This is a genomic window from Bifidobacterium catenulatum PV20-2, from assembly GCF_000800455.1.
In the GTDB taxonomy this organism is placed as follows: Bacteria; Actinomycetota; Actinomycetes; order Actinomycetales; family Bifidobacteriaceae; genus Bifidobacterium; species Bifidobacterium kashiwanohense_A.
In genome coordinates this window covers 885357-908734 of the sequence record NZ_CP007456.1, presented here as the reverse complement: position 1 = coordinate 908734, position 23378 = coordinate 885357, and the positions used below count along the sequence as shown (strand labels likewise).

Annotated in this window: 20 protein-coding genes and 1 tRNA gene; 5 read left to right on the top strand and 16 right to left on the bottom strand. The window is 54.9% G+C overall.

Annotated elements, in window-relative coordinates:
- The first annotated feature begins 91 nt into the window (after window positions 1–91).
- Window positions 92–979 (top strand): PAQR family membrane homeostasis protein TrhA, encoded by an 888-nt coding sequence (gene trhA / locus AH68_RS03820; RefSeq protein ID WP_039197787.1) that lies wholly within the window; start codon window positions 92–94, stop codon window positions 977–979.
- A gap of 127 nt (window positions 980–1106) precedes the next feature.
- Here trhA and AH68_RS03815 read toward each other — a convergent pair whose 3' ends face one another.
- From AH68_RS03815 to AH68_RS03750, 14 genes are all read right to left on the bottom strand, one after another.
- A complete protein-coding gene (locus AH68_RS03815; protein ID WP_003835271.1) occupies window positions 1107–1586 on the bottom strand; it encodes a GreA/GreB family elongation factor in 480 nt (159 codons plus the stop codon).
- A 42-nt stretch (window positions 1587–1628) separates the two neighbouring features.
- Window positions 1629–2036, bottom strand: a complete 408-nt coding sequence (locus AH68_RS03810; protein WP_039197784.1) for an FKBP-type peptidyl-prolyl cis-trans isomerase — start codon at window positions 2034–2036, stop codon at window positions 1629–1631.
- Window positions 2037–2087: 51 nt separating this feature from the next.
- Window positions 2088–3548 carry an L-serine ammonia-lyase gene (locus AH68_RS03805; RefSeq protein ID WP_039197782.1) on the bottom strand — a complete coding sequence of 487 codons (1461 nt, stop codon included), beginning with the start codon at window positions 3546–3548 and terminating at the stop codon, window positions 2088–2090.
- Window positions 3549–3581: 33 nt separating this feature from the next.
- Window positions 3582–4157, bottom strand: coding sequence for a hypothetical protein (locus AH68_RS03800; protein ID WP_039197780.1), 576 nt, complete (start codon window positions 4155–4157; stop codon window positions 3582–3584).
- A 324-nt stretch (window positions 4158–4481) separates the two neighbouring features.
- Window positions 4482–5612, bottom strand: a complete 1131-nt coding sequence (locus tag AH68_RS03795) for an MFS transporter (protein ID WP_230307361.1) — start codon at window positions 5610–5612, stop codon at window positions 4482–4484.
- Between the two features lie 251 nt (window positions 5613–5863).
- Window positions 5864–5946: transfer RNA gene (locus AH68_RS03790), tRNA-Leu, on the bottom strand.
- 40 nt (window positions 5947–5986) lie between these two features.
- The gene (locus AH68_RS03785) at window positions 5987–6982 is read right to left on the bottom strand and encodes a Ppx/GppA phosphatase family protein (RefSeq protein ID WP_039197778.1); all 996 of its coding nucleotides are present in this window, start codon (window positions 6980–6982) and stop codon (window positions 5987–5989) included.
- Between the two features lie 27 nt (window positions 6983–7009).
- Window positions 7010–7576 (bottom strand): DUF501 domain-containing protein, encoded by a 567-nt coding sequence (locus AH68_RS03780; RefSeq protein ID WP_039197776.1) that lies wholly within the window; start codon window positions 7574–7576, stop codon window positions 7010–7012.
- Window positions 7577–7584: 8 nt separating this feature from the next.
- On the bottom strand, window positions 7585–8142 hold the full coding sequence (locus tag AH68_RS03775) for an FtsB family cell division protein (protein ID WP_039197775.1): 558 nt from the start codon (window positions 8140–8142) through the stop codon (window positions 7585–7587).
- A gap of 78 nt (window positions 8143–8220) precedes the next feature.
- Complete coding sequence (gene eno, locus AH68_RS03770) at window positions 8221–9519, bottom strand: phosphopyruvate hydratase (protein WP_039197773.1); 1299 nt, start codon at window positions 9517–9519, stop codon at window positions 8221–8223.
- A gap of 137 nt (window positions 9520–9656) precedes the next feature.
- Window positions 9657–13205: a transcription-repair coupling factor gene (gene mfd, locus AH68_RS03765; RefSeq protein WP_039197771.1), complete on the bottom strand. Its 3549-nt coding sequence runs from the start codon at window positions 13203–13205 to the stop codon at window positions 9657–9659.
- A complete protein-coding gene (gene pth / locus AH68_RS03760; RefSeq protein WP_003835284.1) occupies window positions 13195–13794 on the bottom strand; it encodes an aminoacyl-tRNA hydrolase in 600 nt (199 codons plus the stop codon). The genes mfd and pth overlap by 11 nt, the downstream gene beginning before the upstream one ends.
- Before the next feature lie 87 nt (window positions 13795–13881).
- Window positions 13882–14394: a GNAT family N-acetyltransferase gene (locus tag AH68_RS03755; RefSeq protein ID WP_039199781.1), complete on the bottom strand. Its 513-nt coding sequence runs from the start codon at window positions 14392–14394 to the stop codon at window positions 13882–13884.
- A 117-nt stretch (window positions 14395–14511) separates the two neighbouring features.
- Complete coding sequence (locus AH68_RS03750) at window positions 14512–17784, bottom strand: UPF0182 family membrane protein (RefSeq protein ID WP_039197767.1); 3273 nt, start codon at window positions 17782–17784, stop codon at window positions 14512–14514.
- 138 nt (window positions 17785–17922) lie between these two features.
- On the opposite strand from AH68_RS03750, the gene AH68_RS03745 reads away from it, so the two are divergent.
- Window positions 17923–19158, top strand: a complete 1236-nt coding sequence (locus AH68_RS03745; protein WP_052189136.1) for a glycoside hydrolase family 3 N-terminal domain-containing protein — start codon at window positions 17923–17925, stop codon at window positions 19156–19158.
- Window positions 19159–19208: 50 nt separating this feature from the next.
- On the opposite strand, the gene AH68_RS03740 is transcribed toward AH68_RS03745, so the two are convergent.
- Window positions 19209–19544 carry a branched-chain amino acid transporter permease gene (locus AH68_RS03740; RefSeq protein WP_039199777.1) on the bottom strand — a complete coding sequence of 112 codons (336 nt, stop codon included), beginning with the start codon at window positions 19542–19544 and terminating at the stop codon, window positions 19209–19211.
- Window positions 19544–20281: an AzlC family ABC transporter permease gene (locus AH68_RS03735; protein ID WP_472924259.1), complete on the bottom strand. Its 738-nt coding sequence runs from the start codon at window positions 20279–20281 to the stop codon at window positions 19544–19546. The genes AH68_RS03740 and AH68_RS03735 overlap by 1 nt, the downstream gene beginning before the upstream one ends.
- A 237-nt stretch (window positions 20282–20518) precedes the next feature.
- Here AH68_RS03735 and AH68_RS03730 point away from each other — a divergent pair, with 237 nt between their 5' ends.
- From AH68_RS03730 to AH68_RS03720, 3 genes are all read left to right on the top strand, one after another.
- Complete coding sequence (locus AH68_RS03730; protein ID WP_039197762.1) at window positions 20519–21034, top strand: NAD(P)H-dependent oxidoreductase; 516 nt, start codon at window positions 20519–20521, stop codon at window positions 21032–21034.
- Between the two features lie 114 nt (window positions 21035–21148).
- Window positions 21149–22057: a DUF3737 family protein gene (locus AH68_RS03725; RefSeq protein WP_039197761.1), complete on the top strand. Its 909-nt coding sequence runs from the start codon at window positions 21149–21151 to the stop codon at window positions 22055–22057.
- 14 nt (window positions 22058–22071) lie between these two features.
- Complete coding sequence (locus AH68_RS03720) at window positions 22072–23283, top strand: MalY/PatB family protein (RefSeq protein ID WP_039197759.1); 1212 nt, start codon at window positions 22072–22074, stop codon at window positions 23281–23283.
- Window positions 23284–23378 lie beyond the last annotated feature (95 nt).

The following is a 23378-nucleotide window of genomic DNA, read 5'->3' as shown; positions in this document are numbered from 1 at the left end:
TAGACGCATATTATTGGAAAAAGATATTGACATATCCATGAGTTACGGTAACGTAGGTTACGGTTCCGTAACTTATAGTGGAGGCACGCAGATGGCGAAACCCACAGACGCTCAGATCGAGGAAAAACGAGCGATCATCGCAGAAGCACGCGAACAGGCCCTTCAAGCCAAGGCCGATATTATTCGCGTGAAGGCACGCAACAAGGCCGAGAACATCCGCAAGAAGGCCGACGGCAAGGCGAAAATGGCTATAGCCAAGGGCGAAGCTCGTGCCGCGAAAATGGAAGGCATCACTCCGGCGGAGATCGAACGTAAGATTCGTCTTGACGTGCACGGTCGGCCCAAACCGGCGATGCGCGGCTGGATTCATGCCGTGGCCGCTCCTCTGGCATTAGCGGCCGGCATTGTGCTGATCTGCCTAGCGTACGGTACCGGTTTGAAGTGGGCGTGCGCCGTGTTCATGACGTGTTCGCTGGTATTGTTCGGCAATTCCGCCTGCTACCATTTGGGCGATTGGTCACCTCGCACTACCGATGTGCTACGACGCATCGACCATATGAATATCTTCCTGCTGATCGCAGGAACTTATACGCCGGTCTCCTTTGCACTCGAACCGTTCTGGCGCAATTCAATCATCGCGGGCATGTGGATCTGCACTACCGTGGCTCTCATCATTCACGTCATCTGGATCAGCGCCCCACGCTGGCTTTATGTGATTGTGTATATTATTTTCGGCGTTTCCGGCGTGGCATTCATGGGATTGTTCTGGATTTCACCATACGCCGGTCCGGCGGTTGTGGTGCTGTTGGCCGCAGGCGGCGCCTGCTACATCGCCGGAGCCATCGTATACGCGCTACGTAAGCCTGATCCATGGCCGAAGGTGTTCGGCTTCCATGAGATTTTCCATTGCGGCACCGTCGCCGGTTACGCATGCCACATGGTGGCGATCTACATGGTGATCGTGCAGCTATGGCCGTAAGTTCAGATCATATCTGATTGCAGTTTGACGAAATATACGAAAAGGCTGGTTCATCCGTTGTATTCGATGAACCAGCCTTGTTATTTATATCGCTGGAATATCAGATTCAGCTTATAACGAACATCACTCAGGCGAGCGGCTTGGCTTCCTTGATGGTCACGGAAATCTCACGTCCGTTCGGAGCGGTATACGACACCGTGTCTCCCTCGTGAGCACCGTTGATGGCTGCGCCGATCGGGGATTCCGGGCTGATGATGCTGTAGTCCGTAGCGATGGACAGGTCACGCGTACCAAGCACGTAGACCATTTCACGGCCGTTGACATCCAGCGTCACCAAAGAACCGTCACCGACTTCGCCGGCCTTGGGCGCGGTCAGAATCTTCGCGTTGCGCAACTTGACGGTCAGTTCCTCGATGCGGCCCTGATTTACTCGCTGAGCCTCACGAGCGGCCTGATAGCCACCGTTTTCGCTCAAATCACCCTCGGCGCGAGCCGCGGAAACCTTGGAGAGGATCTCGTCACGATACTCGCCTTCGCGCCAAGCGAGCTCTTCTTTCATCTTGTCATAAGCTTCCTGCGTCAGCAGAAGCGTTTTTTCTTCGGCCATGTTGCCTCCTTGACCTTGGAAATTACTTTATACCGCTTAGTTTCAGCGGGTAGAGATAATGTCGATCACGAACACCAGGGTGTCTTCGCCGCCGATGCCGGCCTGCGGAACGCCACGGGAACCATAGCCATACTCCGGCGGAATGGATACCACCAAGCGGGAACCGACGTTGTGCCCCGGAACGGTCTGATCCCAACCCTTGATGACCTGTCCGACACCGATGCCGAAGCTAGCCGGCTGGTGACGGTCGAAGCTGGAATCGAACGGGGTGTCTTTGCCCCAGACCACGCCGTGATAGTTAACGGTGACGGTGTCGCCGCGGCGAACCATCGGACCATTGCCCTCGAGCAGCTCCACAACCTTCAGACCTGTCGGAGCGGTCTCGGACGGGAATTCGATGGTCGGGCGATCGCCGAACTCAACATTGACAACGGGCATTTGAGATGCCATGGTGAACCTCCTTGAAAAGCACAATGCCACCTAGACTAGCACCAACCACCGCTAGCATTCAACGACATTGACCGCCAAACCACCTTTTGAGGTTTCTTTATACTTGGACATCATGTCTTCGCCCGTGTCTTTCATGGTTTTAATGGCCTGATCGAGGGTCACGATATGCGTTCCATCTCCCAGCATGGCCATACGAACCGCGTTGATGGCAGTGTTCGCAGCCATGGCGTTGCGTTCGATGCATGGAATCTGTACTAAACCTCCCACGGGATCACAGGTCAGTCCCAGATTATGCTCGATACCGATTTCCGCAGCGTTCTCCACTTGCTGTGGAGTACCGCCCATCACCGCGCACAAACCGGCCGCAGCCATCGAACATGCCGTACCGACTTCTCCCTGACATCCGACTTCCGCACCGGAAATGGAGGCATTGCGTTTAAACAGGTACCCTACCGCGCCTGCAGTGAGCAGGAAGGTAATAACACCCTCTTCGTTCGCATGGTCAACGAAATGCCAGTAATAGTGAAGTACTGCCGGAATGATTCCTGCGGCACCGTTGGTCGGTGCGGTGACGATTCGCCCACCGCCGGCGTTTTCCTCCGACACCGCCAAAGCGAACAAATCCACCCATGCCGCATCCGACGATTCGAGCACCGCATCCGCGCGTTTCTTGTCTCGCGCAAGCACATCACTGTTCGAGGCAAGCCTTGCATACATTTTCGGTGCCCTGCGGGGCGCATTCAAACCGCCGGGCAACACGGTCTGCGACGTATGGCATCCGTGCTGTACGCAACGACGCATCACCCGCCACACATTATCCAGTTCGCTGCGAACCTGCACCGCCGACTGCATGGCCGTTTCGTTGGCCCACACAATGTCGGCAATGCTCATATGGTGCTTCTCACATAATGCAATGAGTTCGTCGCATGACGTGAATGGATATGGCACATCCGAGCCGTCATCAAGTGAAGAATCACTCTGCTGATCGGCGAAAGACGTTCCGATCGGCGGACGCTCATGGATGCCGATCATCAGATCCTCGGCATTGCCTTGCCGTACGAAGCCTCCACCGACGGAATACCAGACCTGTTCATCAACGAGATTGTTCTGCTGGTCAAATGCCTGGAAACGCATGCCATTAGGGTGTGCGGCCAAGCGATGCCACATGTCCATCACCACATCATGCGCATAGTCGAAATCGATGCGATGCTTACCGGCCAGCAGCAGTTCCCCACTCGACTCGCATTCATGACGAATGATGTTCACATGGTCCGTATCGACGGTTTGCGGCATGTTACCTTCCAGACCTGCCACAGTCGCGCGATCGGTACCGTGCCCCAAGCCCGTCAACGCAAGAGATCCATACAGTACCGTGCGCACGCGGCTCACACGGCCAAGCGTTCCCGTATGTTCAAGTGATTCGACAAATTTGCATGCCGCCACCATCGGACCAACAGTATGTGAGGAACTTGGCCCAACGCCTATCTTGAACATTTCGAGAATACTGAACATACCAATCGTCGCCTTGCTTCTCAGGTGTCTTGCTCAGGCTGCATACAATGCACGGAACATGAGAATCATAATAATCAAACCAATGATGGCGGCCGCAACTTCCACCACCAGCATGATAATGGCCGTGGTTTTACGATTGCCGAGTTTAACGTCAAGTAACTTGGCGAACAGGAAGGCGACGAAACCAAGAGCTGCGCCATTCAACGCAATCGCACCAATCTGGCCATTGGTGAGCACACTCTCCCCCACCATGGCAAGCACGGAATTGATGGTGGCGGAGAACACCAGCAGGCTCCACACACCGTAACCGATAAGTCCAACAATCGCATATGCGAACGGTCGAAACCGTTCACGCATTTTGATCGTGAACGATTCGGCGCACCACAGCAGCGCAAAGCCCACAACGAACGTGAACGCCACTGCCATGAACACCGCTTCCATAGCCCATGGAATCAATGCCAACGACGCCTTCAACAACGAGAAATACAGCGGAGAACAAGCCAGTTCGCCCACAGCCAAAATTCCTGCGACGATAATCGCTTGGGAGAGCATCAGCGGAATTTCCGTATCGGGCTGTTCGATTACTGGCTTGATATCTTTCGACGTCATACTTTTTCCGTTCCAGTCGGCTACTTGGGGTTATCAATGCCGCCAGTGTAATAACGGATTGTTTCGTACGTGCTATCCAGCAATATTTCACAACGACCTCGACCATTAGGCCGTCATCGCAGCCAGAAGACCTGAGATCGGACTATGAATGACAAGTCATCATTATTGAATAGCATACTGGGAGAGTATCTTTTGTTTGAGATTCATCGATTGTTGAACTAGTTGTTCATATGTGAGGCATCCAGACATATCTTCAACGGCGATTTTTTTTAGGAGCAATTTCTGCATTACGTAGTATTTGAGACACAACGTCAAATTTCTTATTCATTTATCTGCATTTCCTTTCGGATACATTAAAAAAAGCCCACAAACTGCAATAATGGACAAAGCCAGCCAATACATCCATGTTGCATGGAAAGCCGATGTGAGAAAAGGCACGAAAAATCCGCCACAAAATGATCCGATGGATTCACCAATGGCTGTCAGAATAAGACGACAATTGAGTATGTCGACAAGAGGCATGTTTTCTCCGGATTCCACCATGGCGACATTTGTCAACGGTGCGTACGTGCATTCCGCAGATGCAAATACCAGCAGAGCAGCAAATATGAACCATACCGATTGCATCAACGTTCCCGCTGCGAACAGCACAAAAGCGATGCCGTACAACCCTAGGCTTAAGCCCATGCAATACGTTGATGTTTTTCCTGTATCCATGATGCGTACCACCAGCCTGCTGATGGGGAACTGCAAAACTATCCCAGCAATGGCATCCACAGTGAAGAACAGTCCACTCGGCAGCAGATCTGAAGAAAAACCATGAAATACGAGTGACATGCCAGAAAAAAGCTGCCCATTCATCACACTGCCAGTAACGACAATCAGCAATACCGGCAACATTCTTCGACTGCTCAATAATGTACCGATGGTGGAAAGAATCGAAGTTTTTTCCTCTGAAGGACTATCTGAAGTTCGTAGATAAACATGTCGATCAAAACAAATTCCGGTGATAACGGATATGACGGCATATATCAGACAAATGATGATGAGAAAGTTGGCGAGACCAAGTCTGCACTGTACATAAGACGCTGTGATAGGACCAATAGCAGCTCCTAAGTTCGCAGACAAGGTTGCCAGCGAAAAGAATGATGCTTGCTCCTTGCTATCTGCAGTGGTTGCAATGATGTGCCCTCGAAGAGTGAAATTCACCAATGAAATGCCAACACCGAACAACATCAAGCCAAGCAAAGCAAATACAGGCGAAACCTGCAATAGCCATGCAAAAGATACTAGTCCCAGTACGATAATCGCCAAGCTGATCTGCATGAGCCATAGTGTTGATATTTTCTCAATCAACCGGCCTAAAAACAGTGTACTTCCCCGTGCTGCAGCCGATAGAACACCAAGCATCACACCCGACAAAACACTCGCTGAGCCGACACGCTGGGTGAGCATTATCGGAAGCATCGACAGTACCGCACTGTATGCAAGATTCGTTGTCAAATAGTCAATAGATAGAGACGCATATCTTCTGCTTCGCATAGATTGTTCGCCGTTCACCACTCTCACAGCAGAGAAAACTAGCCCCTTGCACGACGATTGTCATGCGTTGTTCATCATGTGGACACCGGATTTTGAGTCAACATTAAGCTCATCTCAGCGCGAGATAAAACAAAATCCAACCAGTATATTCTGATTGGGTCGCATGGTGCCGCCAGCGGGAATCGAACCCGCAATCCGAAGAGACCGATTTTAAGTCGGTTGCGTATACCAGTTTCGCCATGGCGGCAAGGCATCGAACAAGCCGACGCCCAAGTTATTATGCCACGTTAACGTTCGGCAAGCAATCGCGTGCCGTAATCCAACACAATGCCATCAAGCAAACCATGTTCGCTGGCCATGAAGGAGTCGATATGCTGACCATGGTCAGCATAGGCCGCTTCACTGACTTTGGCGAGCACACGATTCCACACCAGTGCACCGCCGCCGACCACGTCAACACGACCCGGGTGAATGGTTTTGTAGGTCAGGCGCTCTTCGCGCGGCATCTTAAGAAACTTGTTATCGACCGCATAAGCGTCTTCCAGCGAGCATCTGGCACCATCCACCGCGGAATGGTCGTATTCGGTCAATCCCATGGCCAGAGCGGTCATGGTAGTCACTGTGCCAGACACGCCGATGATAGTGCGCGTTTTACCTGCAGGAACCGTTTTGAACGCTTCATCGATATGCTCGTCGATGTCGGCAATAGCCTCTTGAATCTGCGCTTCGGTAGGCGGATCGTTCTTCAAGTGGCGTTCGGTCATACGCACCGAGCCAATGTTCATGGAGAACGCGGCCTGCACCTGCGTGTTCGGATGGCTTACACCATCGCCGCCAAGCACCAATTCCGTAGAGCCGCCACCCAAATCAACCACCAAATACGGAGCTTCGACGTCGCGACGAACCACGCTCGTGGCACCAAGGAAGCTTAGATCAGCCTCTTCCGTACCGGGAATGACTTCCGGACGCACGCCGAGGATCTGCTCGATATTGTCTTCGAATTCCTCACGGTTCTCAGCATCACGAGTGGCCGAAGTGGCAACGAAACGAATGCCATCCACCGGATGCTCTTTCAGCACCTCGGCGAATTCGCGGGCAGCGGCGTAAGCACGTTCCAATGCCTCATCGGCGAAACGATGCGTCTTATCAACATCCTGACCGAGACGAATCACACGAAGAATACGCGGAACAATATCTTCAACGCCGTCTTCGCTGACTCGGGAGACCTTCAGACGAATCGAGTTCGTACCGCAATCAATGCCGGCAACAGTAACGGATTTCATTGCTTCTTCTTTCTGTCTGAATATGGTTCAGTCTTCGTTTTCCACCGTGCAGCGGCATACATTGGGGTCGAATTCATGACGAATCGCCTCCAATGCCATGTCTCCGATCGGATTGGCGCCCTCGCCCATCACCAGCGTTTGCGCCAGCAAGGCGTGCAGACACTTGACGCGAACAGGCATGCCACCGGCACTGGTGCCTTCGATATGCTCTTCGCTGTCTTCCATAGCAACGGCAATTTCATGCCGGAACGCCAAATACAGTTCGTGCGCACGCTCGTAAGCAGCTTTCAGATCGTCATCTTCAGCCAAAAGATCGTTGTACTCCTTCATCTTGCCTTCGGCTTCGATGTGGGAGATGGCTTTCACCGCTTCCGGGCCAGTCAAATAGCAAGTGGTAGGGAAAGGCACGCCTCCCGGCAGCAGCGGACGCGTGACCACAGCCAAAGGCCTGCCACACACGCAACGTGCTCCGACAGCCACCATGCCACGCGGGTAACGCCCCAACTGACGCTCGACCACAGCAATATCATGCTCGGTGGCAGGCTGGTCGAGAACCTTCTTCGCCAAGGTTTTGGCCTGTTCGCTGATTGTCATACCCTGTGTCACTCCTGCTGATCTCCTGATTGCTGTTGGTTGTTGTCTTGTGAAGTCTGCTGCTGGCCACCGGATTCCTGGCTCGTTCCATTCGCATCCGATTCGCCGGTTGACGTACTTTCGGACGTTTCCCTCGATTTCACTTCATCCGATTGATCGGCCTGTTTGAACGAATACGCCATTTCCTTGTACCAAGGCAGTACGGTTTTCTGCGATTCGTCCGTCGTCTTCTTATCTTCTGTGATTTCGCCGGTTACCGCTTCGGGATGTTCCACACGAATAGCCTGTTCTCCCGGAAATACGAATCCCAGACGATCCCTCGCCTGCGCCGTAACGTAGGCTTTATCATCCCAACGCGCGATGTCGTTTTCCAATTCCTGCTTTTGCGCTATCAATGAGGCTTCCTGCTTCTTCAAGCCATTCAATTCAGCCATATTCAACGCATAGGTGTGGAATGTCGACGCCAACTGGATAGATCCTAAAGCCACGATAAATACCGCCACAAAGAACGCGATGGGACCAGCGCTGCCTCTTTTGGATGCTTTCTTGCGTGACTTTGAACTCATAGCAACGAAAATACCCGTCGCGTTCGACGAGGAACACGACGGGCACTCTACATCAGCGCATATTCGATGCGCTTACGCTCACTTGGCGATGTACTTCTTGCAAGCCTTGAAAGCGCTGTAGCCAGCGTACTGAGCGGTGGAGCCGAGCTCCTCCTCGATCTCGAGCAGGCGGTTGTACTTGGCAATACGCTCGCCACGAGCCGGAGCACCAGTCTTGATCTGGCCGGTGTTCTTTGCCACAGCCAGGTCGGAGATGGTGGTGTCCGGGGTCTCGCCGGAACGGTGGGAAACCATGGAGGTGAAGCCGTTCTTGGTGGCCAGTTCGATGGCGTCGAGGGTCTCGGTGACGGTACCGATCTGGTTCAGCTTGACCAGCAGGGAGTTGGCGGCACCGAGCTCGATGCCCTTAGCCAGACGTGCCGGGTTGGTGACCAGCAGGTCGTCGCCGACGAACTGCAGACGATCGCCGAGCTTGGCGGTGATGGCAGCCCAGTCTTCCCAGCCTTCTTCCTGGAACGGATCCTCGATGGAAACGATCGGGTACTCGTTGATGAGGTTCTCGTAGAAGTCGAGCATGTAGCCGGCTTCGCGATCGTCACCTTCGAAGTGGTACTTGCCGGTCTCCTTGTTGTAGAACTCGGAGGAAGCCACATCGAGGGAGATGCCGATCTGCTTGCCCGGCTCGTAGCCGGCGGCGGAGATGGCGTCCATGATGTAGTTCAGGGAGTCCTTGTTGGACTTCATCTTCGGAGCAAAGCCGCCCTCGTCGCCGAGGCCAGTAGCCAGACCTTCCTTCTTCAGGACGTTCTTCAGGGTGTGGTAGACCTCAACGCCTGCACGCAGAGCCTCGCTGTAGGTGTTGAAGCCGTACGGGGAGATCATGTACTCCTGAATGTCAGTGGCGAAGTCAGCGTGAGCGCCACCGTTCATGATGTTCATGTTCGGAACCGGCAGGATGTGGCCGTTGGTGCCGCCGATGTAGCGGTACAGCGGCTGGCCTGCGGACTCAGCGGAGGCGTACAGGGCAGCCAGGGACACACCGAGGATGGCGTTGGCGCCCAGACGACCCTTGTTCGGGGTGCCGTCGAGCTCGATCATGACCTCATCGAGAGCGCGCTGGTCGGAAGCGTCCATGCCGATGACCTTCGGAGCGATCTCTTCGTTCACGGCCTTGACGGCATTGAGAACACCCTTGCCCTGGTACACGGACTTGTCGCCATCGCGACGCTCCCAAGCCTCAGCTTCACCGGTGGAAGCACCGGACGGAACGAGGCCCAGGCCCTGAGCACCGTCTTCGGTGTCGAGAACGACCTCAACGGTCGGGTTGCCGCGGGAATCGAGAATCTGACGCGCGTAAACGCTTTCAATTACTGCCACAACTACTCCTTATAAACGTTAGGTTGTGATGACATTGCCTAGAATAGTGCGTTTTGTGGACGTATGGCAAACTTATCCGACACGATTTATGTGAACGCTCACATAAATCGTGTCGGACGCGCCCCGAACTTCGCCTGCTATTTCCTTGGCGTTGGCTTCCAGTCAAGATCGTCGAGAAGTTGGTTCGTCCATCCAATGACCTCATCGGAACTCATTGGCCCGGATCCAAGCGAACCCGCAAACGGGGTGGGAATCACATACGTTTGGGTGACAGGCCTGTACTGGATGCCTTTGTAAATTCGCGCCATGCGCATCTGTACGGATTCACGTGGCTCGAATTTGGACACACGAATGTTGCGCCCTTGACCGATGATCTCCGTAATGCCAAGCTTTCTTGCTTTGAATCGCAATCTCGCCACATCGAACAATGCTTCGAAATCGACCGGAGGCTTGCCGTAACGATCCGTAAGCTCATCGCGCAACTCGTCAAGATCGGCTTCCGTACGTGCCCCTGCCAGCTTGCGGTAGGCTTCCAATCGCAATTTGTCGGAATCGATGTAGCTGACGGGAATGGACGCTTCGATCGGCAGATCGATGGTGACAGCAACCGATTCCGTACGTTCCGGCTCCTTGTACCGTTCGACAGCTTCGGAAACCATGCGCACATACAGATCGAAGCCAACGCCCTCGATATGCCCGCTCTGCTCGTCGCCCAGCAGATTGCCGGTGCCACGCAGCTCAAGATCCTTCATCGCCACGTCAAAACCTGAACCGAGCGCAGTGTTCTGCGCGATGGTGGCCAGTCGGTCATGCGATTGCTGGGTCATCGGCTTGGCCGGATCGTACAGGAAGTACGCGTAGGCACGCTCACGGCCTCGCCCGACACGGCCACGCAGCTGGTGCAGCTGGCTTAGGCCGAAACGGTCGGCATGATCGACGATCAACGTATTCGCATTGGAAATATCAAGACCGGTTTCAATGATGGTAGTGCATACGAGCACATCAATGTCGCGATGCCAGAAGTCTCGGATCACACCGTCGAGCTGCTTCTCCCCCATCTTGCCATGGGCGATGCCGACATGCGATTCCGGCACCAGCTCGTGAATCTTCGCGGCAACCGAAGCGATGTCTTGCACTCGGTTGTGCACGTAGAACACCTGGCCACCGCGCAACAGCTCACGCCTGACCGCAGCAGTGACCTGAGCATCCTCATACGCGCCAACGTAGGTAAGCACCGGCAAGCGGTCTTCCGGAGGCGTGGCCAACGTGGACATTTCACGAATGCCTGTAACGGCCATCTCCAGCGTTCGCGGAATCGGTGTTGCCGACAGACTCAGCACATCCACATTGGTACGCAGCGCCTTCAACGTCTCTTTGTGTTCGACGCCGAAACGCTGTTCCTCATCGATGATGACCAGTCCCAGATCCTTGAATTTGACCTTCGGTCCGAGCAGTTTGTGCGTACCGATCACCACATCGACGGAACCGTCTTCAAGTCCCTTGATGGTGTCGTTGATCTCCTTGGTGGTTTGGAAACGGCTCATCGCCCTTACTTCCACCGGGAATCCTTCAAAACGTTCGGTGAACGTCTCGAAATGCTGTTGCACCAGCAATGTGGTCGGCACCAGCACAGCCACCTGTTTGGAATCCTGCACCGCCTTGAATGCGGCACGTACGGCGATTTCGGTTTTGCCGAATCCCACGTCGCCGCAAATCAGGCGATCCATCGGCACGGGCTTTTCCATATCGGATTTGACTTCGTCGATGGTGGTCAGCTGATCGGCGGTTTCTTGGTATGGGAAAGCGTCTTCCAATTCTTTCTGCCATGGGGTGTCTTTGCTGAAGGCATACCCCTGCATGCGTTGACGTGCCGAATACAGTTTGACCAGATCTTCGGCGATTTCGTGCACATGCTTACGTGCTTTCGCCTTGGTAGCAGCCCAGTCGGATCCGCCCAGTTTGTTGAGTTTTGGAGCGTCGGCACCGATGTATTTGCTGACTTGGTCAAGCTGGTCGGTGGGGATGAACAGTTTGTCGGCAGGTGCGCCGCGCTTGCTGGATGCGTATTCGATGACCAGATATTCACGTGTGGTCTGGTTAGCTCCCGCTCCGATGGTACGCTGTCGCATTTCGAGGAACTTGCCGATGCCATGCTGCTCATGCACCACGTAATCGCCGGCTTTGAGCTCCATAAGGTCGATGGCCTTACGGCGACGTTTCGGTGTTTTTGCCTGTCCCGCGGCCGATGTACGTCCGGTCAGGTCGCGTTCGGTAAGCAACGCGACTTTCGCAGCATTATCGACGAATCCATCAATGGCACGCGATCTGATGCAGTCGAAGTTGGCGATTCCCGTTTCGTTGATGGCACGCTTGAGTCGGACAAGAGTACCTTGCGCTCCTGCAGTGACGGTGACGGCATAGCCGGCATCAAGAAGACCTTCGATACCGGATGCGGCTTTGACTTCATCCCCGCGATATTCGCCGGGATTGGCAGCGTCGAGCTGAACGTGTCCTTCCCTGCTTGGGTCCACGCCGAAACTCGTAAGCTTCCATACGTCGTGCCTTGAGAAAACCAGCGATGAAATCGTTTCTTCAAAATCGTAGAAATTCGCCTGATCAAACGTGATCGGAGCACCGGCACCATGACCGGATGCTGCGACATGCCAGCTGGCAGCAAGAAACTCATTGGCGGTTTTTGCGAGATCGTCAGCCGAACGACGCAATTTTTCCGGATCAGAGAGCATGACCAGCGCATGCTTGGGCAACATGCCCTGCACCGGCTCCATGTCGTCGACCAATGCGGGAAGCAACGATTCCATACCTTCGACCGGAATGGCGTTGGCAATGGACTCCAGCATGTCTTCGGCATTGGGAATGGATCCAATCAGGGATTTCGCACGCTTGCGCACCTTGTCGGTCAATTGCAGTTCACGGCATGGCGTGGCCCAAACCACAGGAACGTCCTCACCATACGTGCGCTGATCCGAAGCGTGAAACTCCCTGATGGTATCGATCTCATCACCGAAGAACTCAATACGCACCGGATGCGGCAATGTCGGCGGAAACACGTCGATAATGCCGCCTCGCACCGCGAATTCACCACGATCCATCACCAAGTCGACTCGAGTATAAGCATTCTCCACCAGTCGACTCGACGCCTCGTCGAGCGCCAATTCCTCGCCTTGAGAGAACACCAAAGGCTCCACGTCGGCCAAACCTGCAACCACTGGCTGGATCAGGGATCGCACCGGCATGACGAGAATGCGGATGGGGCCGAACAGCTTGCTTCCCTCTTGAGGGTGCTTCAGCCTGCGGAACACCGCCATACGGCTCGCCACGGTATCGGCGCGTGGCGAAAGGCGTTCATGAGGCAAGGTTTCCCATGCTTCAAGCTGTGCCACATCGTTTGGATCACCGGAATACCACGAACGAATCGCCTCGACCGTCTCTTCGGCTTCGCGGCCAGAGGCCACCACAAGCACAACCGGCCGCGTTCCCGATGCTCCAGCGGCCAGTGCCGGGCGCAATCCTTCGGGAATGCCAACGGTAATGCTGGGGTCTATGTCGGATTCCGGCACCTCGATCTCACCGGAAATCAACGCACGGAAATCCTCGTCGGTTTCGAGTACGTCAAGAATGCCAGCCAGGGAACCTGAAGTCGGCAACTGCACCGGATCAGCGGCCATTGAACTGCTCCTGAGCCTTGGCGAGGCCATTGAAGATGATGGTTTCGGCGGCGTCAGCGCCATCGGCGAGGAATTCCGGAAGCTGCTTGCGCTGATCCGGTCCGAATCCGCCCAGCACCCAGTTCACGGTGTTGTCGTGGGCGTGGGCACCTCGCTGCGCGTGTCCAACGCCCATGCGTACACGGGCATACTTCGGTGTTCCCAAGGCACGATCAATCGACTTGATGCCATTATGGCCGCCTGCGGAGCCGCCTGCCTTGACTTTGATACGTCCGAAATCAAGATCCATGTCGTCGTGGATCACCACGATATGGTCCGGTTCAATCTGGTAATAGGCGCTGATGGAAGCCAACGCATTGCCTGACTCGTTCATGTAGGTGAGCGGCTTTGCCAGGAAGAATTTGACGTTACGACCGGACAGGTTCATCACACCCTTGCCGAGCATGGCAAGCCCTTTATGGTCGGAAAAGTTGACCGACCAACGTTCGGCAAGCAGATCAGCTGCCATAAATCCCATATTGTGACGGGTGCCTTCGTATTTGGAGCCCGGATTGCCAAGTCCTGCGATCAGCCAGAAATCAGATGCCATTGAAATCGTTCCATTCATTCATACGTACGATTGCGCACATTCATATTGCGCCACGTTGTCTCGTCTTGATAACCGCAAAGATTGTACTTACAGGTCGAGATACCAGTAACTCATGTCACGCATGGTGCCGGTGGAATCGGTGGCGGCGGTTGGCATGAGGCCAAACTGTGTAAAACCGAACCGTTTCATCAGTGCGATCGAACCGGCATTGTCTGCGAAAATAATGCCGCATGCCTTACGCATATTACGCTGTCGGCATTCTTCAAGCAGTTTGGTGAGCGTATATGTGCCGACTCCCCTGCCCTGCCATTGCGGGTCGATGTAGTAGGCAAGATCGGTGACGCCGTCATATCCCGCGCGATCATAGAAAACGGAAAGCGCGCTGAATCCAATGATCTGCTTCTTTCCGTCATCATCTGCCGTTTCCGTAACGAACACCGCGTACGGATCATGATGCGATTCAACCCATGCTTTGCGCTGTTCGTATGTGCGTGGGGTTATATCGGCCGATGATCCACCTCGTATGACTGCAGCGTTGTAAATGTCAGTGATTGCTTGAATGTCGTTTTGCGTTGCGATGCGGTAGGAATACTCACTCATGTTTTTGAGCATACCGGGCATATGCAGAAGGCGGAAGACCGGTTCCATATAACCATATATGAGGGAACCAGACTCCCGCCTTGTGTAAACAGCGATCGTACGGAACTTGTGCAGAAACTACCGTTCGAGTTCGAGCGCCTTGTTCAACGCTTCCTGAAGTTTCTTCTGCGCTTCGCCATAAGCGGACCAATCGCCCTTCTTCATGGCCGCGTCGGAATCCTTCATTGCCTGGGAAGCGTCGTTGAGGGCACTCTTCAGATCGTTGCTCATCGTGCTGGAACTGCCAGTATTGCCGGAACTGCTGTCATTGTCGGAATTCGATCCAGATGACGAGTCAGTGCCGTCGGTTCCGGAAGAACCGTTAGCGGAGGCATCCCCACTGGTACCGGTGGTATCGCTCGTGTCGGTCTTACTGCTGGTGGAACCGTCAACGTTTTCGGCATCGCCCGCGGACGCGCCGGAGTTGCCGCCGAACACCTGATCGAGCGCTTCGTCCAACGTGTTGGCGAATCCGACTTGGTCGCCGAAGGCCACCAACACCTTCTTCAACAGCGGGAAACTGGTGGAACCGGAGGACTTGACGTACACCGGCTGCACGTACACCAATCCGCCGCCGAGCGGCAGTGTAAGCAGATTGCCTCGCTGCACATTGGTGGAACCGGATTCAAGCAAATTAAGTTCCTTCGACACGTCGGCCGACGCATTGAAGTTATTCTGCGCCTGACCGGGGCCTGGCACATTGGAATCCTTCGGCAACTCCTGCAATCGAAGAGTGCCATAGTTCGCGCCGATCTTGCCTTTTTCGTTGCCCGCATCGGAATCGACAGACAGGAATCCCGTCAAAATCTCTCGGGTTGAAGTACCTGCGGGAATATACGACGACGTCAACGAGAACACCGGCTCGTTGGACCCACCGGTCTGCAGCGTCAAATAATACGGCGGCTGCAGAATGTCGCGTTCCTGAGCCTGCTGAGATTCGGTTGGATCGACCGGAGTCTGCCAGAAATCCTCACCGGAGAAGAACTGGCTGGCGCTCGACACATGATACTTGGTCAACAGTTCGCGCTGCACCTTGAACAGGCTTTCCGGGTAACGCAGGTGGCTCATCAAATCGCCGGAAATCTCCGACAACTGGTGGTACTGGCCGGGGAAGATCTTCTGCCATGCCTTGATCACCGGATCGGATTCATCCCACACGTACAGGTCCACGGAACCGTCATACGCATCGACGGTGGCCTTCACGGAGTTACGAATGTAGTTGGCGTTCTTCGAAGCCAGCTCACTCACCGTGGCCGAAGATTCCGTGGTGGAATCCTTGGAGGCTTCGCCCAGATCGGTCATCTGCGAATACGGGTAGGCGTCAGACGTGGTGTAGCCGTCGACGATCCACTTGACACGACCATCCACAACCGCCGGGTACACACGGCCGTCAAGCGTCAGGTATGGTGCGACCTTGGCCACACGCTCCTTCGGGGAACGATCGTAGAGAATCTGCGATTCGGAGTTCACACGGTTGGAGAACAGAATCTGATCGGAACCGAAACGGATGGCGTACAACAATCGAGAGAAGATATTGCCGATCTTCGGGCCGCCATTGCCGCCGAATGTGTTGGTGGCGCCTTCGGAACCGGTCGGGTAATCGAACTCCCACGACTGCGTGCCTTCCGGAGCGCCCACGATCGAATATTCGGAAGCGTTCGGCGAGAAGTAGATACGCGGCTCATACTGTTCGGATTCGGTGAGCTTGCCTTGGGTTGGGATGCCCGCTTCGAAGAACTTCGGCTGGCCGTCGGCCGTCACCTTGTTGCCGTAGGCGGCCACCACACCATAGCCGTGCGTGTACACGGTATGGTCGTTGACCCAGTTGCGATTGTCAAGACCGGCAAGGTCAAGTTCTCGTGCTGCGATCACCGTATCTTGGCTCACACCGTCGACCTCATACTTGTCGACGGCAAGAGTGTCGGCAAACGTGTAATACTGCTTGGATTGCTGCAACTGTTTGAACGTTGGGGAAACGATCTGCGGATCGAGCAGTCGGATCTGCGCGGTCGATTCCGCGGAGTCGGCCAGTGCGCCTTCCTCGCCTTCGGTGGTGGCCTGGTATTGTTCCGTCTTCACATTGTTCAGACCATAGGCTTCACGCGTGGCGTCGATATTGCGCTGAATATATGTTGATTCCATCTCCTGCGCATTCGGGTTCACGCGGAAACGCTGCAGCAGCATCGGCCATGCCACGGTAAGCACCAGGCTCACGACAATGGCGGATGCGATGGCAACAGTCGGCACCTTCCACGCCTTGAGCGCTTCGGAGGCGCGCACCGCGATCGGGGCTTGGCCTTCCAGCGCATGTGATTTCATGATCCACACGCCGAGAACCACACCAAGAATGGCGGTGATGGCGGCCATGATGAAGGTGACGGGAATCGTGGCGTTGACCGTGGTGTAGGTGGCGCCGGTGATGCGGCTACCCTCCTGCGTGAGGTGAGAAAACACACCAAGCACCTGATTCACCGCCCATGCGAACATGTTGAGCATCAGCCAGATGCCAATCTGCCTACGCGCACGCTTGGTGATGTGGAACAGTCCACGACCATGCACTGGCATGGTGATGCGAATGCCCCCCATCATCACATGCGTGACGATGGAGAAGATAATGCCTGCAAGCAACAGCAGCGACACCGCCGACACAATCAATTTCAAGCCAGGCAACACGAATACGTAGAAACCATTGTCAATGCCGAATTGCGGATCAGTGGTGCCGAAACTCTGCGCATTGAACATCAGCAGGATCTCAGACCAATTCGCATTGAACTGCGATCCGAACATCAAACCGACGATCAATGAAATCACTACCGCCACACGACGTGCACTCTTTGAACTTACGCTCTTGCCCACTTCGATGGTGTCGCCGTTAATACGAATGGTGGAACCATCGGCGGCATCGGGGCGAGCCCAGATCGCAAGCGACGCGGAAAGGAATCCGACCGCGGCGATCAACAGAGCATATGCCACCCACAGACCTACCCTGGTGCCCAGCTGCGTCCAAATCACGCTTTGGAAGCCAAGCTGCGCATACCACATGACGTCGGTGATGAACTGCGCCAAGCCAAAGAACAGGCCGATAATGATGGCAAGCGCCAGCACCACGCCGATCAGAATCTTGTTGCCGTTCGACGATTTGCGCGGACGGTTCGGCTTGCGTGTGATGCGCGGACCGGACGGGCCTCTTGGAGGCATGTTCGCCGAAGACCGGGCGGTGTTATCACCATCGGTTTCGACATTGAGAATGATGGGATCATCGTTGCCGGATTTATTGGCACGCCGCCCTTGAGGGCGGTTCGGGCCGCTTTCCGGGTCGAACATGGGACCAAACATATCAAAAAAAGACATGCTAATAGCCTATCGATAGGCACGGAACGTCTTTATGCCGCTAGCCTAATGTTTACGCAATTCACGAACACGAATCCACCCGTTCTTTTCTTATGCGATCGTATTCGCCATCACTGGCATGTGATAGATAATGGCACTATGAAGAGGGTCCACGTTCATTTCGCTCGTTGTGCTGCCGCACTGTGCGCCATCGCGATGCCGCTATCACTCGCTGGGTGTTCATCCAGCGCGGGTTTGAATGCTGGCTCCAACCAATCCGAGCAATCCAATTCGCAGCGGTCCGACGCATCACATGATGCGCTTGACAAATCCAACGTGCCAAGCGTGGCGGACGGCTCTCCGCACGGCAAAGCCGTGGCTGCAGTTAATGCCATGAGTCTTGCAGAGCGCGTCGGTCAGCTCGTCATGGCACCCCTCTACGCGGGATCCGATCCTTCCTTATTGCAGGATCTCATTGTGAACCAGCATGTCGGTTCGGTGCTGATCATCGGCAACTGGAATTCGGGAACGGCCGGTGTCGCCGCAGCCACATCCGCATTGCAATCGTATGCGCCGGCCAATAATCAGCTGTTGATGACCACCGATCAGGAAGGTGGCTTGGTGCAGCATCTTCAAGGCTCTGGTTTCGACCAGATGCCTTCCGCCACCGATCAGGGAACGATGTCGACCGATCAGCTTCGTCAGTCGGCGGCCATATGGGGTTCCCAGCTTAAATCGGCTGGCATCAATGTCGATCTGGCGCCGGTGGTGGGTACGGTGACGGTGGATCGCGCCACGAACGACCCTGTCGGAGCGTTGAATCGTGATTTTGGATTGGACGCGGCAGGTAATGCCGACCACGCCAAGGCGTTCATTCAGGGCATGGCGGATTCGGGTGTCGGCAGCGCCGTCAAGCATTATCCGGGACTTGGTTCGGTAACCGGCAATACCGATTTCACCGCCGACGGCATTCTTGACACCACCACCACGTTGGACGGTGCGGAAATCAACGCATTCAATAGCGCGTTGGAGGCGAACCCTTCCATGGTGATGATGTCTTTGGCCACCTATCAGGCCATTGATCCGAACAATCCCGCCGTGTTTTCCAGCACTTTGGTAACGGATTATCTACGTAATACGGTTGATTTTCAGGGTGTCATCACTTCGGATTCCCTCTCCGCCACTGCCCTGAGCGGTGTTCAGCCGAGTGATTTGGGTGTGCGATTGGTTGAAGCCGGCGGTGATCTTGCCTGTATTGGCGCTTTCGATTATGTTCAGCAGGTTTTGGATGGTTTGAATGCGAAGGCCGCGGCTGATTCCGCTTTTGCAGACAAGGTAACGCAATCCGCCATCCGTGTGATGACGCTGAAATACGATATGGGACTCGCCAGATAATCACGGCCCACTGCGACACGGCCGAAAGCCGCGCTGTTACGCAAAGGCTTTCATGAGAATACCAGCTGCACCAACAGCATGTAAGCAGCGGTGCCACCGGCGATGGACAGCAGCATGTTTCTTTTCCATACGTGCAGCAGAACGATCACCATAATCGCAAGCAATTCGGGAATGCCGTGGCTGCCGGACAGCAGATGCACGCCCTTGAGCGAATACACGACGAGCAGACCGGTCATGGCGTATGGCAGCACCGTGCCCAGATAGGTGATGAAACGCGGCGGTTCCTTCGATTCGGGGAATATCAGGAACGGCAGGAAACGGGTCAAAATGGTGCCAAGTATCGCCATGACAATAGTGACGACGCCCTGCCAGGTGGTCATGATCATCATGCGCGTGCCTCTTTCTGCATATCGTCGGACGTTACGCTGCCAGCTCCGCCGGTTTCATCCGTCTTGTCGATTTTCAGATCGTTCAGATATGGCCGCAGCAGAACGAACATGACCAGCATGCCGGCAAGCGAGGGAATCATGAAATTGTCGGCGCCGAAAACTGCCAAACAAATCGCAGGCACGACGATGCCGGTCAACGCCGCCATATGGCTCTTATGTTTCGTAGTCAGCCACTGGTCTGCGAAGATCACGGCGAACATGGCGGTCATAATGAAATCGAGTCCGGAGGTATCGAACGTGATACGTCCGCCGAGAATGCCTCCAACCGTGGCACCAGCCACCCAGGAGAATTGGTTGAGGAATCCCACGAAGAAGTAGAACCAGCCTCGGTTGACGCCTTTGGGAATGACAGTGCCGTTGTCGATGGCGAAGGTCTCATCACACAGGGAGAAGATGAGATACGGTTTTTTCACCCCCATGTTCTTGAACCGGCCAAGCATGGAAATGCCGTAGAACAGATGCCTTGTGCCTAGCATGACGGCAAGCATGAACGTGGCGAACGGATTGAACGCGGACACCAGCAGATTCACCGTCACGAATTCCATGGAACCGGTGAAGATGAACGCGCTCATGCACATGGGCCACAGGAAGGAGAAACCACGCGTTCCCATCAGCACGCCATATGACAAAGCCAGAAGGAAGAAGGTGACACAAACCGGCAACGTTCTGGGCAAAGCGGTTTTAAAGGCTGTGGATGCGACCGCCTTCCTACCCTGTATTCGCGAGACCAAATGCCTTTCCTTTCAATCCTCGTCTCATCTCATGGCACGCCGGCCATCATACTATCGCGCTCCCCGACAAACGCCCTTAGGCCCATCGGCTCCGGTTATGGCCGATCGCACTCGAAACGTAACGGAAAGGGCTATTATGCTGCATACCGAAAATCGTCGGACAGTCAAAAAGGAGTATGTATGAAAACGCTGGTTCTGGTGTTCCATCCGCATCTGGAAAAATCGCAGGTCAACCGCAAGCTCATGGACGCGGCCAACGAAACCGGAGACGTGACCGTGGTCGATGAATACGCCGCATATCCGGATTTCAGAATCAACGTCGAACATGAGCAGAGGCTCATCGAAACGCATGACCGCATCGTGCTGCAGTTCCCGTTCTACTGGTACAGCTCCCCCGCTCTGCTCAAGCAGTGGGAGGATGACGTGATCAAGGCCGGTTGGGCTTATGGCGGCGGCCGCGCCCTTGAAGGCAAGGAGTTCATGCTGTCCGTGTCCACCGGATCTCCAGCCGATTCCTACACCCGTGAAGGCAGCCATGCGCGCACCATGGACGAGCTGCTTTCCCCGTTCGAGACCACGTTCCGTCATACGCATGCGACGTATCTGAAGCCGTTCCTCGTCCAAGGCGTTGCCACGTCCACCGAAGAGCAAATCGACGAAGCCGTGTCCAAGTATCCTGCCGCGCTAATCGGCTGATCGCCCCATATCGCAATCCACTGCCGAACGGGCGGCCAGGTTTCGCTTTTCACGAACATGGCCGCCCGTTTGACTTCGAGTGCTTGAGGTTTCTATGCTCTTCCACCGGAGCACATGAAGGAGCATATGGTGAACATCCCAAAGACACTTGAATCCAACGCCGATCAAGACATTCCCGAGACCCGTCAGGCGCTTCTCACCGGCGAGCGCGCGGAGTTTTTTGCACATGACCGTCATTATGTCGACACGATTTTCGACGATGGCGAGTCGCCGTTGAAGCATGCGCATAACGTCATGCTGGAGTCGAGTTCATTCAAATGGAAGTATCCACTGTGGTATTGCCGGAACATCGACGCGAAATACTGCACATGGTTCGAGATGGCGCGCGCCGGCGTATGGTACACGGACCATATCACGGTAGAGAATTCAACGATCGAGGCACCGAAAAATTTCCGCCGTTGCCATGGGGTGGCATTGCGCAATGTGGATTTTGTCAACGCGGAGGAGACGCTGTGGGCCTGTTCCGACGTGACGTTGGACAATGTAAGCGCGCATGGCGATTATCTGGCGATGAATTGCGCGGATGTGAAGGCCGATAATCTACGGTTGGTCGGCAATTATCCGTTCGACGGGGCCCGTAATGTGGAAATCTCCAATTCCCGTCTGATTTCGAAGGATTGCTTCTGGAACTGCGAGAACGTGACGGTGCGCGATTCGTTTATTTCCGGCGAATACTTGGCTTGGAACTCACGTAATGTGACGTTCGAGAACTGCACCATCGAAAGTCTGCAGGGCCTGTGCTATGTGGACAATCTGGTATTGCGTAACTGTCGGCTTATCAACACCACGCTGGCGTTTGAATATTCTTCCGTGGACGTGGACGTGCATGGCACGATCGACAGCGTGTTCAATCCTGCGTCCGGTGTGATCCGCGCCGATGCGATCGGTGAGCTGACGCTTGATCCGGAGAGGATTGATCCGTCGGCAACGACGGTTATCACGGCCAACGTTACGGAGCGGTAGATAGAATCGGCCATATGACCTACGATTTCGATACTCCGATCGACCGTTCCGGCACCTATTCGCTCAAATGGGAGGAGGCCGGCGACGCATTGCCCATGTGGGTGGCGGACATGGATTTTAAGACCGCGCCCGAGATTCGCGAGGCGTTGCGTCGGCGCGTAGAACATGGTGTCTTCGGCTATTCGATAGTGCCGCCTGAATGGAACCAGGCGTATGTGGATTGGTGGGGGCGTCGCCATGGGCTTGTCATCGACCCTGATTCGCTGGTATTCTGCACTGGCGTGGTGCCCGCCATCTCCAGCATGGTCAGGAAGCTCACCACGCCGAATGAGAATGTGCTTATCCAGACGCCGGTTTACAACATTTTCTTCAATTCGATTCTCAACAACGGTTGCCGGGTACTCGAATCGCCGCTTGCCTATGACGGCGAAGGCCACTATTCGATCGATTGGAACGATCTCGAGACGAAGCTTGCCGATCCGCAGACCACGTTGATGATCCTATGCAATCCGCATAATCCGATCGATCGTATCTGGGACCGAGAGACGCTGAATCATATCGGTGAGCTGTGTTGGAAGCATCATGTGACGGTGATCAGCGACGAAATCCACTGCGATTTGACCGATCCGGGTTTTGATTATGTACCGTTCGCCTCCGTGAGCGAACGTTGCGCGATGAATTCGGTGACCTGCATGGCACCAACCAAAACCTTCAATATCGCCGGCCTCAATTCCGCTGCCGCGATGATTCCGAATCCCGTGCTCCGCCATAAGGTGTGGCGTGCGCTTAACACCGACGAAGTGGCCGAACCGAACGCCTTCGCCATGACTGCCACGCTGGCCGCATTCAAGGAAGGCGAACCTTGGCTGAATGAGCTGTGCGCCTATCTGGCAGGCAACAAGGCCACCGCGCGTGCGATGGTTGACGCATACAACGCATCCGTGCCGAACGACCGACGCGTCATTATGATCGAAGGCCATGCCACTTATCTGCTGTGGGTCGATTGTTCGTCCATCACGCACGATACAGACGCGCTGTGCGATTATCTCAAGCGCGAACACAAGGTGATGTTCTCCGAAGGTTCCGAATACGGTGGGAACGGACACGATTTCGTACGTATCAACGTGGCATGCCCACGCTCGCGTATGATCGAAGGGCTCGCACGGTTCATCGACGGCCTGCTCGCATACCGCACGAAGACATCCCCAACGGCAGCCGGTTTCTAGATTCGCGATTCACATATGTCCGTTTCAGCGCGCCTTCAAGTTGGAGCAGACGGATTTTGGTCTCCAATCCTCCCGCATGACCGGTGATACCGCCA